The organism is Sphingomonas hylomeconis (genome assembly GCF_025370105.1).
GTDB classification, from domain to species: domain Bacteria; phylum Pseudomonadota; class Alphaproteobacteria; order Sphingomonadales; family Sphingomonadaceae; genus Sphingomonas; species Sphingomonas hylomeconis.
In genome coordinates this window covers 215807-231896 of the sequence record NZ_JANQBK010000005.1, presented here as the reverse complement: position 1 = coordinate 231896, position 16090 = coordinate 215807, and the positions used below count along the sequence as shown (strand labels likewise).

The 16090-nt window shown below is 68.8% G+C and carries 15 protein-coding genes; 4 read left to right on the top strand and 11 right to left on the bottom strand.

Annotated features, from left to right (window positions below):
• Positions 1-6 precede the first annotated feature (6 nt).
• Both NV401_RS09980 and NV401_RS09975 read right to left on the bottom strand, forming a co-directional pair.
• Positions 7-2556, bottom strand: coding sequence for a cation-translocating P-type ATPase (locus NV401_RS09980; protein ID WP_261294265.1), 2550 nt, complete (start codon positions 2554-2556; stop codon positions 7-9).
• 10 nt (positions 2557-2566) lie between these two features.
• Entirely contained in the window at positions 2567-3394 is an 828-nt protein-coding gene (locus tag NV401_RS09975) for a universal stress protein (RefSeq protein ID WP_261294264.1), read from the bottom strand.
• Between the two features lie 162 nt (positions 3395-3556).
• Here NV401_RS09975 and NV401_RS09970 point away from each other — a divergent pair, with 162 nt between their 5' ends.
• The 4 genes from NV401_RS09970 (at position 3557) to NV401_RS09955 (ending at position 6195) form a co-directional block, all read left to right on the top strand.
• A complete protein-coding gene (locus tag NV401_RS09970) occupies positions 3557-3844 on the top strand; it encodes a hypothetical protein (protein WP_261294263.1) in 288 nt (95 codons plus the stop codon).
• Positions 3841-4560 carry a Bax inhibitor-1 family protein gene (locus tag NV401_RS09965; RefSeq protein ID WP_261294262.1) on the top strand — a complete coding sequence of 240 codons (720 nt, stop codon included), beginning with the start codon at positions 3841-3843 and terminating at the stop codon, positions 4558-4560. Before NV401_RS09970 ends, NV401_RS09965 begins: the two co-directional genes overlap by 4 nt.
• Positions 4561-4625: 65 nt before the next feature.
• The gene (locus tag NV401_RS09960; RefSeq protein WP_261294261.1) at positions 4626-5426 is read left to right on the top strand and encodes a universal stress protein; all 801 of its coding nucleotides are present in this window, start codon (positions 4626-4628) and stop codon (positions 5424-5426) included.
• Positions 5427-5526: 100 nt separating this feature from the next.
• Positions 5527-6195 (top strand): NAD(P)H-dependent oxidoreductase, encoded by a 669-nt coding sequence (locus NV401_RS09955; RefSeq protein WP_261294260.1) that lies wholly within the window; start codon positions 5527-5529, stop codon positions 6193-6195.
• 18 nt (positions 6196-6213) lie between these two features.
• Here NV401_RS09955 and NV401_RS09950 read toward each other — a convergent pair whose 3' ends face one another.
• From NV401_RS09950 to bcsD, 9 genes are all read right to left on the bottom strand, one after another.
• Positions 6214-7389 (bottom strand): acetate/propionate family kinase, encoded by a 1176-nt coding sequence (locus tag NV401_RS09950; RefSeq protein ID WP_261294259.1) that lies wholly within the window; start codon positions 7387-7389, stop codon positions 6214-6216.
• Positions 7386-9743 carry a phosphoketolase family protein gene (locus NV401_RS09945; protein WP_261294258.1) on the bottom strand — a complete coding sequence of 786 codons (2358 nt, stop codon included), beginning with the start codon at positions 9741-9743 and terminating at the stop codon, positions 7386-7388. The genes NV401_RS09950 and NV401_RS09945 overlap by 4 nt, the downstream gene beginning before the upstream one ends.
• A 44-nt stretch (positions 9744-9787) precedes the next feature.
• The gene (locus tag NV401_RS09940) at positions 9788-10612 is read right to left on the bottom strand and encodes a universal stress protein (protein ID WP_261294257.1); all 825 of its coding nucleotides are present in this window, start codon (positions 10610-10612) and stop codon (positions 9788-9790) included.
• 112 nt (positions 10613-10724) lie between these two features.
• Positions 10725-12224, bottom strand: a complete 1500-nt coding sequence (locus tag NV401_RS09935; protein ID WP_261294256.1) for a hypothetical protein — start codon at positions 12222-12224, stop codon at positions 10725-10727.
• Positions 12224-13222: a thiaminase II/PqqC family protein gene (locus NV401_RS09930; protein WP_261294255.1), complete on the bottom strand. Its 999-nt coding sequence runs from the start codon at positions 13220-13222 to the stop codon at positions 12224-12226. Before NV401_RS09930 ends, NV401_RS09935 begins: the two co-directional genes overlap by 1 nt.
• An 11-nt stretch (positions 13223-13233) precedes the next feature.
• Positions 13234-14223 carry an iron-containing redox enzyme family protein gene (locus NV401_RS09925; RefSeq protein ID WP_261294254.1) on the bottom strand — a complete coding sequence of 330 codons (990 nt, stop codon included), beginning with the start codon at positions 14221-14223 and terminating at the stop codon, positions 13234-13236.
• An 81-nt stretch (positions 14224-14304) separates the two neighbouring features.
• A complete protein-coding gene (locus NV401_RS09920) occupies positions 14305-14487 on the bottom strand; it encodes a hypothetical protein (protein WP_261294253.1) in 183 nt (60 codons plus the stop codon).
• 178 nt (positions 14488-14665) lie between these two features.
• Entirely contained in the window at positions 14666-15652 is a 987-nt protein-coding gene (locus NV401_RS09915) for a glycosyl hydrolase family 8 (protein ID WP_261294252.1), read from the bottom strand.
• The gene (bcsD, locus tag NV401_RS09910; RefSeq protein WP_261294333.1) at positions 15642-16088 is read right to left on the bottom strand and encodes a cellulose biosynthesis protein BcsD; all 447 of its coding nucleotides are present in this window, start codon (positions 16086-16088) and stop codon (positions 15642-15644) included. The genes NV401_RS09915 and bcsD overlap by 11 nt, the downstream gene beginning before the upstream one ends.
• Between the last annotated feature and the right edge of the window lie 2 nt (positions 16089-16090).

Genomic DNA, 16090 nt, shown 5'->3' with positions numbered 1-16090 from the left:
CGGCATTCAATGCCGCAGCGCCCGCGCGCGCACCTGGGGATTGTACCTATCGCGGCGCGGGCGCTGGCGGCCGAGCTTCTTGAGCGCCGCGAGCGCGCAGAGCAGCACGACGCCCGAGCCCAGCGCGGCGGCCATCGCTCCGGCGTCGATCGCCGCGAAGTGGAGCAGCCGGCGCAGCGGGGGCACGGCGATGATCACGCCGAGCGTGGCGGCGATCCCGACGAGAATGTAGCGCAGCACCCGGTTCTCGCCCCACAGCGCGTGGATCAACGAGGCGTCGAACGCGCGATTGGTGAAGATCAGCGCGACGATCTGCGCGATCAGCGCGTAGAAAGTTGCGGTGCGCACGGCGTCTGGCGGGTAGCCGAGCGCGCGCGCGCCGAACCAGATCGTCGCGACCACGGCAAAGGCCAGCCCGCCCTGGAACACGCTCCAGGCAATCATCCGCCACGTGAACAGCCGCGCGTCGCGCGCGCGCGGGGGGCGCGCCATGATCGTCGCTTCCGCGCGCTCGGCCTCAAACACCAGCGCGCAGACCGGATCGATGATCATCTCGATCAGTGCGATGTGGATCGGGCCCAGCAGCAGCGGCTGGCCGAAGGCGAGCGGCAGCAGCGCCAGCCCGGCGACCGGCACGTGCACGGCGAAGATGAATTCCATCGCCTTGCGGATATTGTCGTAGATCCGCCGCCCGAGCCGGACCGCCGCCACGATCGACGCGAAATCGTCGTCGAGCAGCACGATCGCCGCCGCCTCGCGCGCGACATCGGTGCCGCGCTTGCCCATGGCGATGCCGATATGCGCCGCCTTCAGCGAGGGGGCATCGTTGATGCCGTCGCCGGTCATTGCCACGATATCGCCGCGCGCCTTGAGCGCGGTGACGATGCGCAATTTCTGTTCGGGCTGGACGCGCGCGAAGACCGTGACGCCGGCGAGTCGGGCGCGCAGCTGATCATCGTCCAACGCCTGCAGCTCGGGGCCGGACAATATGCCGCCCGGGGCGATGCCGGCCTGGGTGGCGATCGCCCGCGCGGTGGCGAGATGATCGCCGGTGATCATCACCACCGCGATGCCGGCCGAGCGACATTCGGCGATCGCGGCCGGAACGCTCGGCCGCAGCGGATCGGCCAGGCCGACCAGCCCGAGCAGGGAGAAGGCATAGTCGCGCTGCGTGGCGGCGGGGACGGGATCGTCGGTCGCGGCCAGCGCCACGCCGAGCACGCGGATACCGCGCGCCGCCATGGCGTTCACCGCCGCGGTCATCTGTGCGGCGGCCGGGCCTTCCAGGCGGCACAGCGCGGCGATCGCCTCGGGCGCGCCCTTGGCCGTGACGATCAGGCCGCGCTCCGCATCGCGCCACAGATTGGCCATGGCGAACAGATCGGGGCGCAGGCCATAGGCATGAAGCAGCGCGGGGGTGAGGGGCTCGACCGGCAGGTCCGTCGCGGCGGCATGCAGCGCGATCTCCATCGGATCGACCGGCGTGGTGGCGCTGGCCAGAATCGCGTGCCGCAGCAGACGCTGGAACGGTGCCGGCAGCGCGGCAGTGTCGCGCAGCGTCCTTGCCCCGTCCTCCGGGTGCCACAGTTCGACCAGCGCCATGCGGTTCTCGGTCAGCGTGCCGGTCTTGTCGACGCACAGCGTGGTCGCCGAGCCCAGGGTTTCGATCGCGGCGGCGCGGCGCGTGAGCACGCCGACCTGCCCGATCCGCCACGCGCCCATCGCCAGGAATACCGTCAAAACGACCGGAAATTCCTCGGGCAGCAGCGACATGCCGATCGCGATCCCGGCGAGCAGCGCGGCGATCCAGTCCCCCCGGGTGACGCCGTAGCCGATCACCACGATCGCGGCGATGGCGAGGCCGCCGATCGCGCACAGGCGCACGATCGCGCTGGTTTCACGGCGCAGCCGGGGCGGTTCGGTATCGAGATCCGCCAGCAACCGGCCGATCCCGCCGAGCCGGGTGCGCGCGCCGGTGGCGATGACGCGCGCGACGCCCGAGCCGCGCGCGATCATCGATCCCGAATAGACGAACGGCAGGTCCTCGCCCCCCGGCACCGCCTCCGGCAGGGCCGCCGACGCCGCGACGCTCTTGCGGACCGGTAGCGATTCCCCGGTGAGCAACGATTCGTCCGCCTGCAGATCCTCGGTTTCGAGCAGGACCGCATCGGCGGCGACGCGGTCGCCCTGATCGAGCACGAGCAGGTCGCCGCTGACGACGTCCCGGCCGGCGATCCGCACCCGCATGCCATCCCGGACGACGAGCGCGCGCGGCGCGGACAGATCGCGCAGCCCTTCGAGCACGCGTTCGGTGCGCGCCTCCTGCACGATCGTGACGGCGGTGGAGAAACTGGCGAAGGCGAACAGCACCAGCCCCTCGGTCAGGTCGCCGACGATCAGGTACAGCAGACCGCCGCCCAGCAGCAGCGCCAGCATCGGTTCGCGCAGCACCTCGGCCGCGATGCGGGCCGGCGAGCGGCGCTTGGTGCGGGGAAGCTCGTTCGCGCCATCGGCGGTCAGGCGGGCCTGCGCCTGCGCTGTCGTCAGGCCGGTCATATCGGGCGGATCAGTCGTGATGATCTTTACCCCCGACATGCCCGACCAAAATATCGAACGGCAGCGCCGCCACGACCGAGCGCGCGACGCTGCCATGGAGCAGGAGCGCGATACCGTGGCGGGCATGGGTGCCCAGCACCAGCAGGTCGGGAGCGTGATCGAGCGTGGCGCCGACCAGCACCGACAATATCGGGCCCGGCACCGCGATCGCCGTACAGCGTGCAGCGATCGCGGGATGCTGCGCGACGACCGCGTGCAGCATGGCGGCGAGCCGCGCTTCATGCTCGGCGCGTTCCGCGGCGTCCGCGCCGCCGACGCCCGGCTGATAGGCATGGACCGCGATGATCTCGGCCGCGCTGTCGACCAGGCAGGCAAGATGGAGCACCGCCTCCGCCGTCGGATCGTCGTCGACCGCGACCAAAAGCCGTCGATAGGGGCGCTCGGGGGGCGCCTGGACGATCAGCACGGGGGCGATCGCCGTGCGGACGACCTGGTCGATCGCCGCCGCGGCAAGGCCGGCCGCACCGTTATCGGCGGGGCCCGGCAGGACGATCATATCCGCGCGATAGTCTGCCGCTTCGGCGAGCATGACCGCGGCCTCCTCCCCGGCCGTCGCGCGGGCGGTGAGCGATGCGATGCAGGGTCGGCGGGCCGCCAGCGCTTCGGCCCGATCGTCGAGCGCCGCTGTCGCGGCGGCGCAGTCGGCGGCGGGCGTATCGTGCGGCAGCAGCGCGATCAGGCGCAGATCGGCACAGTCGCGCGCGGCAAGCTGCCCGGCGCGCTCGATGGCGGCGTGCGACGGATCGCACGATGTGGTGACGGCCAACAGGCGTCGCATGACGATCCCTTGTAGTGAGACATGCTGTATGCGCCGCCGACGCGCGGCGGATGAATGCGGGAATACCCGTATAGCAGCGCGGGTGCCGCATGCCGCGAGATGGCGCAGGCATCCGGGAAACTCCCGATGTCGCGACGGGCGCGAAACGGCGATCTATCGGGCATGTCCGATACCAAGCATCTGCTCCCGGCGGTCTGCGGCGAAGTCCTGCTGGCGCTCGGCATCATCCCCTTCACCTCGCTGATATGGCTGATCGTGTTCCGCTGGGGCGACCCGTTCTGGTTCCTGAGCCGCGGGCTGCTCGATCTGCGGCCGCTGCATTGGCTGGGCGCCGCGAGCCTGGTGCTCGGCGCGGTGCTGCTCTGGTTCGGCTGGCGCGGCGTGCGGCGCGCGGATCGCCGCGCCAGACGGGATCGGGGCGCCCCGTCGGCCCCGCAGGACCGCTCATGATCCGGACGCTCGCCGACGACCTGCTGGCCAGCGACGGCAACGGTGGGCGACAGTCCGCAGCGGACTATCTTGCGCGGGTGTTCAGCTTCATCGCGCTGGGGCTTGCCATCGCCACGGCATCTGCCCTGCTCGCCGGCGAGGTGCGGGCGGCTGACCGCGGACCGGCTGGGTTGACCGATGCCGGCTGGGCGCTGGTCCTCGCGCCGTTGCTGGTGCCCATGCTGTTCGAGATCGTCGCGCGCGTCGCGCCGCGATTGCCGGCGGCCGCGATCGTCGCGCTGTTCGTCGTGCAGGCGGCGATCACCGGCGTCGCGCTGGAGACCGCGTTTGCCAGGCTCGGCCTGACGATCGTCGTGATCGCGCTGGCCGCCGCGATGGGCGGCTATGGCTTTCTGGCGCTGGTGCAATTCTCGCTACCCCGCAGCGTTACCCGGACAGGGCTGTTCCTGACGCCGCTGCTCGCCGGATCGGTGCTGGCCGCCGCCCTGACGCTGTGGTTCGGCATGGGGCCGGTCGGCTCCGACCTGGCCGAAGCGATCCTGCTCATCATCGCGCTGATCGTGACGGGCAATTTTCGCCGACTGCTCGCCTTTTACGAACGCTCCCGCCCAACCGAGACGCTGGGCGACGTTGCCGGCGAGGCCGCCGCGACGCTGGCGCTCGATCCGTTGCAGCTGCTGCCCGCGGCCGAAGAACCGGCGCCGCCGGGTCCGTAATATTCCCGATGCCTGGCGTCGCCACGCCGCCCTACGCTGTTCGCCACCCGATTGGAGATCTGATCATGAAGAACGTGCTCGTGCTGATGCATGACGATGACGGGCAGGAAGCCCGCTTCCAGGCCGCGCTGGATCTGACCCGCATGCTCGACGGCCACCTGAGCTGCGTCGATATCTCGATCCTGCCGCTGTTTGTCGGCGATTATGCCGAAGTCGGCGGCGCCGCGCTACTAATGGATCAGGAAGAGAAACGCGAGACGGCGAACCGCACGCATATGGAACAGCGCCTGCGCACCGAGGACGTGCCCTATACCTGGCTGGACAAGACCGGGTTTCTCGGGCCGTCGCTGCGTGACTCGATCGGCATGGCGGACATCGTGGTGCTCAACCGCGAGCTCGACTCCGCCTATCCCGACATGATCAAGCTGGTCGGGGAAGTGGCGGTCAAGACCGAGAAGCCAATCCTCGCGGTGCCGGCCTCGGCCAAGCGCCTCCACGTCACCGGTCCTGCGCTGGTCGCCTGGGACGGATCGCCGGCGTGCGAGGCTGCGCTGCGCGCCGCGGTGCCGCTGCTGGCGCATGCCGGCTCGGTGACGCTGCTCGTGATCGATGACGGCTCGCTCAGGCTGCCGGTTACCGAAGCGGCCGAATATCTTTCGCGCCACGGCATCAAATCCGTCGTGCGGCAGATCGATGCCAATGGCGACCTGCCGAGTTCGATCATCCTCCACACGATCGCCGCGCTCGATGCCGCCTATCTGGTGATGGGCGGGTTCGGCCATCGGCGGTTCCTGGAAGCGGCGTTTGGCGGGGTGACCCAACGGATGCTGGAGGAATGCCCGGTGCCGCTGTTCCTCGCGCACTAGCCGGCGCCGTGCCGGGCCATTGCCGAGCCCGGACGGACGCGCATCAATCGATCCCATGCACGCGGCATTCCCGCGATCCCGACCGGCAAGGAGCCTGACCGTGACCGACCAACACATTGATACCCCCCCGCGTCACATCGTCGTGCTGTGCCATCCGGAGCAGGACAGCTTCAACGCCGCGATCGCCGAAGCCTATTGCGCGACGGTGCGCAGCCACGGCCATGAAGTGCTGCTGCGCGATCTCTATGCGATGGGCTTCCACCCCGTGCTGCGCTCGACCGAACGGCCGGGCGGGGAAACCCGGTTGTTCCAGGACGTCGAGGACGAACTGACGCTGCTGCGCCAGACGGACGTGTTCGTCCTGGTCTATCCGCTCTGGTTCGGCACGCCGCCGGCGATGCTCAAGGGCTATCTCGAGCGCGTGCTGGGCCAAGGCGTGAACCCGGAAGCACTGTATCGCCGCGCGGCCGGCGGCGTGCTGGCGGGCAAACGGCTGATCAGCTTCACCACATCGGGCCTGAAGGAAATCTGGCTCGACGAGATGGGGCAGATGCGCTCGCTGGTGCAATGCTTCGATCGGTATATCGAACGCGGTTTCGACATGCAGCCCTCCGCGCATCACCATTTCGGTCATGTCACGCACGATCTCGACGAGGTCGCAGCGCGGCGGCATCTCGAAGACGTGCGCACGCATGCCCGCGCGATCGCCGCGACGCTCGACAAGGAGCGCGCGGCCGTGCGGGCGTCGGAGCCGGCGACACCGGCCTGAGCCGCAGAGTCTATTACCTCAGGCGGTAAGGCTGGCGCTGAGCAGCGCGATCTGTCGATCCTCCTGCGCGGGCAGCACGCGCAGGACGAGGCCAGCGCCGTCGGTGCTGATCCGGCCGCCGCCCGCGCGGTTGCGCGCCGGATCGAGCGTCGCGCCGAGCCAGGCGAGCTCGCCGGCCACGGTCGCGCGCACGCCGGGATCGTGCTCGCCGATGCCGCCGGTAAAGACGATCATATCCACGCCGCCCAGGACATGCGCCATGCCGGCGATCGCCTTGCCGAGCGACCGGCAGAACATGGCGATCGCCAGGGCGGCAGCGGGATTGGCCGGCGCGGCATCGTTGAGCCGGCGCATGTCGCTGTCGAGCCCGGAAATGCCGAACAGGCCGCTCTCGTGATCGACCAGCCGCTCGAGCGCCGCAGCGCCATAGCCGTGTTCGCGCATCAGATGCAGCAGGAGGCCGGGATCGAGATCGCCGCTGCGCCGGCCCATGATGATGCCGCCAGTCGGGGTCAGGCCCATGCTGGTATCGACCGACCGGCCGGCGCGGATGGCGGTCACGCTGGCGCCGTTGCCGAGATGCGCGACGATCAGCCGCTCGGGCAGGTCCGCGCCGAGCTGGCGCACGATCGACTGGCACGACAGGCCGTGAAAACCGTAGCGCCGCAGCCCCTGGTCGCGCAGCGCCGCGGGAAGCGGCAGGGTGCTGGCCACCGCCGGCATCGCCGCATGAAAGGCGGTATCGAAGCACGCCACCTGGCGGCAGTGCGGGAAATGTAGTTGCGTCGCGCGGATCGTCGCCAGCGCCTGGGGAATGTGCAGCGGGGCGAAGCCGCGCGCCCGATCGAGCTGCCGCAGCACCGCCGCGTCGATCCGCACCGGCGCCGACAGCGCTGGCCCGCCATGGACGAGCCGATGCCCGATCACGCTCGGGCGGTGCCCGGACGATCGGTCGAGCAGGTCGACGACGTGGCCGGCCCAGCTGTCCGGTGCCGCATCGCCAAGCATCCGGTCGGCAATCGTGCTGCCCGCGGCGTCGGCCGCATGCAGCCGGACCGATCCCGCGCCCAGCGTCTCGATCTCGCCGGCGAGCAGCACCGTGGCATCGCCCGCGCGGACCTCGAACAGGCCGAACTTCAGCGACGACGAGCCGCCGTTGAAGGTCAGCACCGTCTCGCCCGGCGCGTCGTTCATGCCGACCAGCGCCAGTCGCGCACCTCGGGCATGTCCTCGCCATGCTCGGCGATGTGCAATTTGTGCCGTTCCATCGTCGCCCAGTAGCGGTTTCGGGCCGCCGGCACTTCGTGGGCAAAGCGCGGAATGCGCTCGATCGCGTCGAGCGCGAGCCGATAGCGATCGAGATCGTTGAGCACGACCATGTCGAACGGCGTGGTCGTGGTGCCTTCCTGCTTGTAGCCGCGCACGTGCATGTTGCCATGATTGGTGCGGCGATAGGTGAGCTTGTGGATCATCGCCGGGAAACCGTGAAAGGCGAAGATCACCGGCTTGTCGGTGGTGAACAGCGCATCGAAGCCATGATCGTCGAGCCCGTGCGGATGTTCGCCGCGCGGCTCGAGCACCATCAGATCGACGACGTTGACGAAGCGGATGCGGATATCGGGCACATAGTCGCGCAGCAGCATGACCGCGGCGAGCGCCTCCAGCGTTGGCACGTCGCCGGCGCACGCCATCACCACGTCGGGATCCTCGTCGGCGATGCCGGCCCAGTGCCAGATCCCCGCACCCGCCGTGCAATGCCGCACCGCGGCGTCGATCCCCAGCCACTGCCATTCGGGTTGCTTCCCCGCGACGATCAGATTGACGTAATCGCGGCTGCGCAGGCAGTGATCGGCGACCGACAACAGGCAATTGGCGTCCGGCGGCAGATAGATGCGCGCGATATCGGACGTCTTGTTGGCGACCTGATCGATGAACCCGGGATCCTGGTGCGACAGGCCGTTATGGTCCTGTCGCCAGACGTGCGAGGTGAGCAGATAGTTGAGCGACGCGATCGGCCGCCGCCAGGGAATGTTGCGGCTGACCTTCAGCCATTTGGCATGCTGGTTGAGCATCGAATCGACGATGTGCGCGAACGCCTCGTAGCACGAGAAGAAGCCGTGCCGGCCGGTGAGCAGATAGCCTTCGAGCCAGCCCTGGCAGAGATGCTCGCTGAGCACTTCCATCACCCGGCCGGTGGCGCTCAGATCCTGATCGACCGGCTCGATTTCGGCCATCCAGGCCTTGCCCGCGACGTCGTAGACCGCGTCGAGCCGGTTGGACGCGGTCTCGTCGGGGCCGAACAGGCGGAAATTTTGCCGATCGAGATTGAGCCGCATGACTTCGCGCAGATAGTGGCCGAGCGCGCGCGTGGCCTCGGCCTCGACGCCGCCGGGCGTGGCAACGGCAACGGCGAAGTCGCGAAAGTCGGGGAGCGAGAGCGGCTCGAGCAGCATGCCGCCATTGGCGTGCGGGTTGGAGCTCATCCGGCGGTGCCCGGTCGGCGCTAGCGCGGACAGCGCGTCGCGGATCTTGCCGCCCTCGTCGAACAATTCGGCCGGGCGATAGCTTTGCAGCCACGCCTCCAGTTGCGCGACATGCTCGGGCTTGCTGAAATCGGCGAGCGGCACCTGGTGCGCGCGCCACGTGCCCTCGACCGGCACGCCGTCGACCGTTTTCGGACCGGTCCAGCCCTTGGGCGTCTTGAGCACGATCATCGGCCAGCGCGGGCGCACCGGTGCGCCCGCTGCGGTGCGGGCCGCCGCCTGGATCGTCTTGATGTCCTGCAGCACCATTTCCAGCGTTTCCGCCATCACGCGGTGCACGATGGCGGGATCGTCGCCCTCGACGAAATAGGGCTCGTGGCCGTAGCCGCGCAGCAGCTCGGTCAGTTGCTCGCGCCCGATCCGCGCCAGGATGGTCGGGTTGGCGATCTTGAAGCCGTTGAGATGGAGGATCGGCAGCACCGCGCCGTCGCGCGCCGGATTGACGAACTTGTTGCTGTGCCAGCTCGCCGCGAGCGGCCCGGTCTCGGCCTCGCCGTCGCCGACGATACAGGCGACGATGAGATCCGGATTGTCGAACGCCGCGCCATAGGCATGGGCGAGCGAATAGCCGAGCTCGCCGCCTTCGTGGATCGAGCCCGGCGTTTCGGGCGAGACATGGCTGGGGATGCCGCCGGGCCAGGAAAACTGCCGGAACAGCCGCTCCATCCCGCTATGGCTGCGCTCGATCGCGGGATAATGTTCGGTATAGGAGCCCTCGAGATAGGCGTTGGCGACCAGCCCCGGCCCGCCATGGCCCGGCCCGATCACGTAGATCATGTCGAGATCGTGCTCGACGATCAGCCGGTTGAGATGGGCGTAGACGAAGTTGATGCCCGGCGTGGTGCCCCAATGGCCGAGCAGGCGGGGCTTCACGTCCTGCCGGGTCAGCGGGCGATCGAGCAGCGGGTTGTCGCGCAGATAGATCTGACCGACCGAGAGATAATTGGCGGCGCGCCAATAGGCGTCGAGCGCTGCCAGCTGGCCGTCGGATAGGGTGGGGGTCACATCGATTCTCCTGGGCGGACCACGCGGCTCGGGCGGGGCGGAAACTATTGCGAGATCAGCACGGCAGTGTCGGCGCGTTCGATAAGGTCGCTGGTCACGCCGCCCAGGATGCGGTTGCGCAGGTGGGAATGCGTCGTCCCGCCTACTACCAGCAGGTCGGCGGCGACCCCGCGCGCATAGCGCTCAAGCGTGGTCGCGTCCGGCTGATGATCGCCGATGATCCACTGGCCTTGGGCGACAAAGCCGTGCCGCGCAAGGTGTCGTTCGACCTCGCCATGGGAAACGTCGGCTTCGTCGCCGGTACGCGGGGCGGGGGCGATCGTCACCACGTCGATCGCGGCGCCGGGTTCGGCCAGCCGGATCAGATCGTGCAGCGCGCGAAAGGCGGGGGACGTGGGCGTCCAGCCCAGCACAACATGACGCATCCGCGGCATCGGGAGGCCGGCGGGCAGCAGCAGGATCGGCGTGCCCGACGAGCGCAGCAGCGTTTCGATCACGCGCGTGCGCAGCCCGGCGGTGGGCCAGTCGCCCCGCCCGCCGATCACGATCAGATCGCCGAGTTGCCGCAGCGACGCCGCGCGGGCCAGCGCGCTGCCATCGTCATACAGTCCGACGATCTCGAACGCGCAGCCGGTTTGCGCGAGGCGCGTCCGCACGGCATCGACGTTCGCGGCATCGTCGCCCAGCAGCACGACATCGGGCACGTAGAGCGATTCCAGCGGCGCGATCGCCGGCGAGACCTTCTGCGCCGGCGTCAGCACCACGAGCTTGAGGAATGCCCCGGTCTGCCGGGCAAAGCCGCCGACGGCATCGAGCAGCGCACCGGCCTTCTCGCCGTCTTCGACGATCGCCACGATGTCCCTGATCATTGCCGTCTCCTCCCACCCGTCATGCCGGACGAAAGAGGGCGCGGCGCTCCGTAGTTACCCCTAGCGCGGCGGTCCGTTTGCGGCCGCTCCGGGGTCGGCGGCGCGGGGCTGGTCAGCGGGCAGGCGGCGCGTCGCCCGATGGGGACAATGGCCGGCCCAGCGATCCTTGCAGATGCAGCGCGGCTTGCGGCCCGTAGAAATCGGCGATCCCGCCCCAGGCGCGGTGGTTGAGTTCGAGCAGGAACAGGATCCGGCGGATCACGCGGGCCTGCGTCGCGGGCGGCACGGCGGCGATATGTTCGAACGCGTCGCGCGAAATGCTGTTGTGGTTGAGATCCTCGTTCAGTTCGTCATGATCGCCGGCGAGTTCGCTGAACGCCGGATTGGTGCGCGCGACCGCGGCAAGGCGCAGCGACATCTTGGGCGGCTCGCCGAACACGCCCTCGATCACCATGATCGACGCGCAGGCGGTGACCGGATCGATCTGCGCGACGAGGGTGAGCAGATCGACGAAGGCGAAATGCAGCGGCAGCGGGACCGCCTGATCGAGCGCCGCCTGGGTAATGCCGAGCGTCTCGCAGGTCGTGCTTTCCAGCGCTTCGTGCCCGACTTCCTCGCCATAATAGCGGAACATCATTGCGCGCAGCGGCGCGATCAGGCGGCGGCTGAGGCTTGGCGCGACGATCTCCACGAAGCGGCAGGTGACGTGATATTGTTCGATGAACGGCCCCGCGATCAGCGGCGACCAGCGATCGCCGAGCGCATCGAGCAAGGTCACATAGGGGTTTTCGCCCCATGCCCGCAGCGCACTGCGCGTCAGCACCTCGACGCGGCGCATGAATTCGAGCCCGGGCAGCATCGGGAGATCGGGGATCGGCGGGGTCGCGAAGCGCTGCGCGGTGTCGCCGGTAGAGTCCGCCAGCGCGCGCGCGACGAGCCACAAATGCGCTTCGAGATCCTGCGGATCGTAGAGCGCGAGTGCTTCGAGTACCGCATCCGTCTCGGGCAGGCGTGCGTCGTCGCCCGCGATACGCGCCAGCATCACGCTTGCCGCGATCAGCGTCAGCGGTGCCGAGCGTCGGAAATAGGCGAATTCGGCGACGATCAGCCCGAGGAAGAAGTTGGGCTGACGATCGGCGTCGAATGGATCGCCCAGCGTGCCGAGCGTGTCGCTTCCCAGGACCGTCTCGGCCTCGGCGTGCAACAGCGCGGCATGGCGCGCCAGACGGTCGCGCCGCGCGGCCGGCAGATCGTCGCGGATCGCGGCGATGGTGCCGGCGATGCAGGCGTCGATCGCGGCATGCCGCGCGGCGAGCAGGCGGCGCGCCTCGTCATGGCCCTCGCGGATCAGCGCGCGACTGTCGAGAAACGCGCCGAGCGCGCCCCAGCCGTCGGCGCCGGCCTGGCGCATCAGATCCCATAACGGCGCGCCGCTGTCGCTGAGCGTGGCGAGCTCCGCGGCCATGCGCGCCGCCGCGGCGCGGTCGTCGAGCGCCAGCGTGTAGCGCGCGTCGCCCTGCACCAGCGTGACGGCGGGGGAGTCCGTAGCCAGCTCGATCGCATCGACGCACAGCCGTGGTTCGCGGTAGCGGTGGAAGGTCCAGAGATCCATCAGGCGTCCTCGAAGATGCGCGCGATCGTCGCGCGGGGCTCGGCGTAGAAGTGCAGGATCTGCTCCTCCTGCTGGATCATCGTCTCGATCATCAGCGCGACGTGGCGCTTGACCACGACGGCGGCCTCGCGATCGACGACCCCTTCCAGCGCCATCAGCTCGCGCGAAATGTCGGCATGGTCATAGTCCGCGTTGAGATCGGCATGATCGCGCAGCGGCAGATAGAAAGCGGCGGGCAGGCCCAGCGCGCGGCAACGATCGTCGAACGCGTCGACGAACGCTGCCTGCGCCTCCTCGAACAGGAACAATACCGCCTTGAACGACAACGGATGCTGCCGCGCATAGACGCCGAGCGCCGCGCACAGCGCGAAGGTGGCGGGTAGCGGCTGGTGCGCCTCGAGGTGGTCCGGCGTGATCCCGACCGTTTCCAGCGCGCGCGCCAGAAACGCGTCATGCCCGAGTTCGGATTTCAGGAACGCCTGCAGCACGGTGCGCTCGCGCGCCGTCATCGCCGTCGCCAGCGCGGGGCCGATCAGCCCGGGCGCCGCCTTGACGATATAGTGATATTCGAGCGCATAGCCGATCAGTTGCGTGCGCGTCGCGCGGCCTTCGATCAGGGCGGTGTGGAAGGCGGAGCGGGCGACACGCTGCGTGACGCGCGCGGCGATGCGGCGGATCTCGCGGTACAGCTGCGCCCCGCTGACCAGCCCGTCCCTATGAGGAGTGGAATCGACCAGCAGCCGGATCGCGTCGAACTGCTCGAGCAGCGCCGGGACCTTTTCGGCTATGTCAGGCACGCCGGCGATCATCGCGTCGAGGGCGATGCCGCCGGCCGCGAGCTGGTCGATCAGCCGCGCGACGGCGGGCGCCTCCGCCGGCTCGAACGCAAAGGCGCACCGCGTCGTGCCGTGATGGAGCACGGCCTGGCCCGGCTCGATCGCGGTCGTCACGCCGGGGCGGAACTTGGGCTGGCGCAGCCCGGCGATGGTCGCGTCCATCTATCCTCCTGTCAAAGCTCGGAGACGCGGCGCAGCAGCGGCGCGTCGCTGGTATAATGGCGCCACACGCCGGTGTAGAATGCGTCGTACAGATCGACGAACAACGGCATCTGCGCCTTCAGCCGGCGCACGTCGGACGCGGCGATCGCCGGGATCTGCTGGAAGATCAGCCGGGTGAGATTGCCGTGGCCGGCACCGATATTAATGTTCGCATGGGTGCGCAGCGGGCCGACAAAGGCATCGTCCATGCCAACCCGGGTGCAGGCCTCGATGAAACTGTCTTCCTTCATCCCCTGGCCTTCGAGCAGGCCCAGGGTCGCGAAGAAGAACAGCGGATCGTTGTGCGCCCAATAGGCGAGCGCGTTGCACAGCGCCATCGTCTCGGGCAGCGGGATCGCATCCTGCATGTCGGCATAGCTCAGCCCGACATGCTGCAACGACCGCAGCAGGATCTCGTCATGGCCATATTCTTCGGAGAAGAATTCGTTGAGCAGCAGCCGGACCGCGGTGTTGGGGACATAGGAGAGCACCGGCGCGTCGAAATAGCTTTCGCGGAACAGGAAATGCCAGTTCTCGATCACCATGCCGGTGGCCAGCCGCTGCGGCAGATCGCCCGGCGCGTGGGCGGCGAGACAGGTCTGCCAGAAGGGGTTGCGATAGATCGTCGTCTCGCACCGCGCCTCGACCAGTTCCTCGAGCTCCAGGATTACGTCGGATCCGGTGCGGAAGGCGGGCAGGGCGGTATCGTCGACCAGCCCAAGCCCGTCGAGCGCGGCGATCAGTTCATCGGCGGCGGCCCGCGGCAGCGCGGGCTCGTCGGCGACGATGCGGTCGAGCGCGGTCGTGCCGTCCATGCGCCGCAGCGTGCGTTCGAGCACGGCCTGCGGCACCTCGCGGGAGACCAGCGTGTGGCGGTCGCCGAGCAGCAGCGCGGCCTCGCCGACGCGAAGCTCGGCGTTCAGCCGCGGGCGATCGATGGTAAAGGCGTTGTCGGTGTGCACAGATGTCGTCCCGTCGCGATGGCGACGTCCGTCATGGCCGGCAGTGCGGCGTTCCGGCACGGCCGGCCACAGGCGGACGCGTCAGAGGTGGATGGCAATCAGGGTCGGGCGGCCATCCGCTTTCTCGACGGTGAACAGGAAATGCTTCCCCCCGAGCGTGCCGGTATTGATGTACAGATCGGCCTTCTTGCCGTCGAAAGTATTGTGCGCGAGATTGATCTCCTTGACCTCGTGCACGGTGGGATGCGCGGCAGCAGCAGACATGATGTCCTCCATTATGGGTAACGTCGGCTCGTGCAGTCGACGAGAGGATGCTGTGCCTATTGCGCGATGCGCTCAACGCAGGATTCGTCCGATATGAAGTACATGCCGGACGTAGCGGCGCGAGCGCATCCGATACGGCGCTAATCGTGCGAGGCGGGGCGCGTGCGGACGCCGCCGCTCACAGCGTCCTGGCCAGGAGCTGCAGCACGGCGGCGTAATAGTCGATCGACAGCGTCCCCGGTTGCGGCCGGCCCATCACACGGCCGGCCGCGGCGAGGCCACCGGGCGACAGCGTATATTCGGCAACCTGACCCGAGACGACGTCGATCCAGGCGGGAATCGCGGCGGGGGGGTAGCTTTGCCACCAGGCACGGATCGGCGCGATCAATGCGCCGCGATTGGCGGCGGCGGCATAGAGCGGAATGCGGATCGCGTCGAAGCCGAAACGGGGTGGTTTGCCGGCGGCGGGCGATACCTGGCCGGCGGTCGAGACGTCGATCCAGTCGGTCGGCAACTGGAACTTGCCGAAGCGCGCCGCGGTCAACAAGGCTTCGCCATCGCCGATCACGCGACGCCACGGCCCGGTTGGATCGGCCCGGGCAAAGGCATCCAGCGCGGTCCACAGATAGTAACAGGGATTGATCGTCAGCCGATCGGCAAAGGCGAAGCCGTCCATGCCCGGCAGCAACAAGGTGCGCCCGCCCATCTTGCGCACCAGACGCGTGGCGATTGCGCCGCGGATCGCGGCCGAGCGATCGGTGAAGCGCGGCTCGCGCCACTTCACGCCGGCACGCGCCAGCGCCAGCGCGATCAGCAGATCGCCGTCGGTGGCATTGTTGCGATCAGCGACCGGATCGGGCTGCCGTGGGTCGAAGCGCCAGCAATAGAGCGCGATATCGGGCCGGGCGAGCGTCGCCTCGGTCCAGCGCAACAGCCGATCGAACCCGTCGCGATCGCCCGCCGCGACGGCGAACAGCAGGCCATAGCCCTGACCCTCGCTATGGCTGATGCCGCCATTGCCATTGTCGACGATCCGGCCGCTGGCATCCATGAAGCGCGCCTTGAAGGTCGGCCAATCGACACCCGGCCGCGCCTGGGCACGGCTGCACCCGGCAATGGCGAGACCGCTCATGCCGGCCATGAAGCGCCGCCGATCAACGTCCATGCTTCAACCGAGCCTCCGTATTGCTCCACCACAAGGTTCGCGTGGTGAGCGCCGGGCCGCTGCCGAGGCTGCGCAGCCAACTGTCGTACGCGCCTTCCAGCAAGGGGCCCATCGTGTGTTCCGCCGCCTCGCCCAGAACAGCCGACAGCGACGGGGGGAGGTTCGTATGGGTGATGACGATGCCGTCGTCGGCCATGGCGAACTTGGCCTGGCCGCAGCCATAATCCGCCCAGAGCGTGTTTACCGCCGTGGTAAGTCCGGCGATATCCTGGACGTTGCCGAGCGGATGCAGCGCCGCGATGCGCGAACCGACCGCGCGATAGAAAGCGCGGCGTTGTGCGGCGTTGGCGCCGGCCGCGATTTCCGCGACGATGCCACCGAGCAGCAAATCCGATGCAGCGCTCGCGCTTTCGATCGTCGTCGGCCAGTGCGTCATCG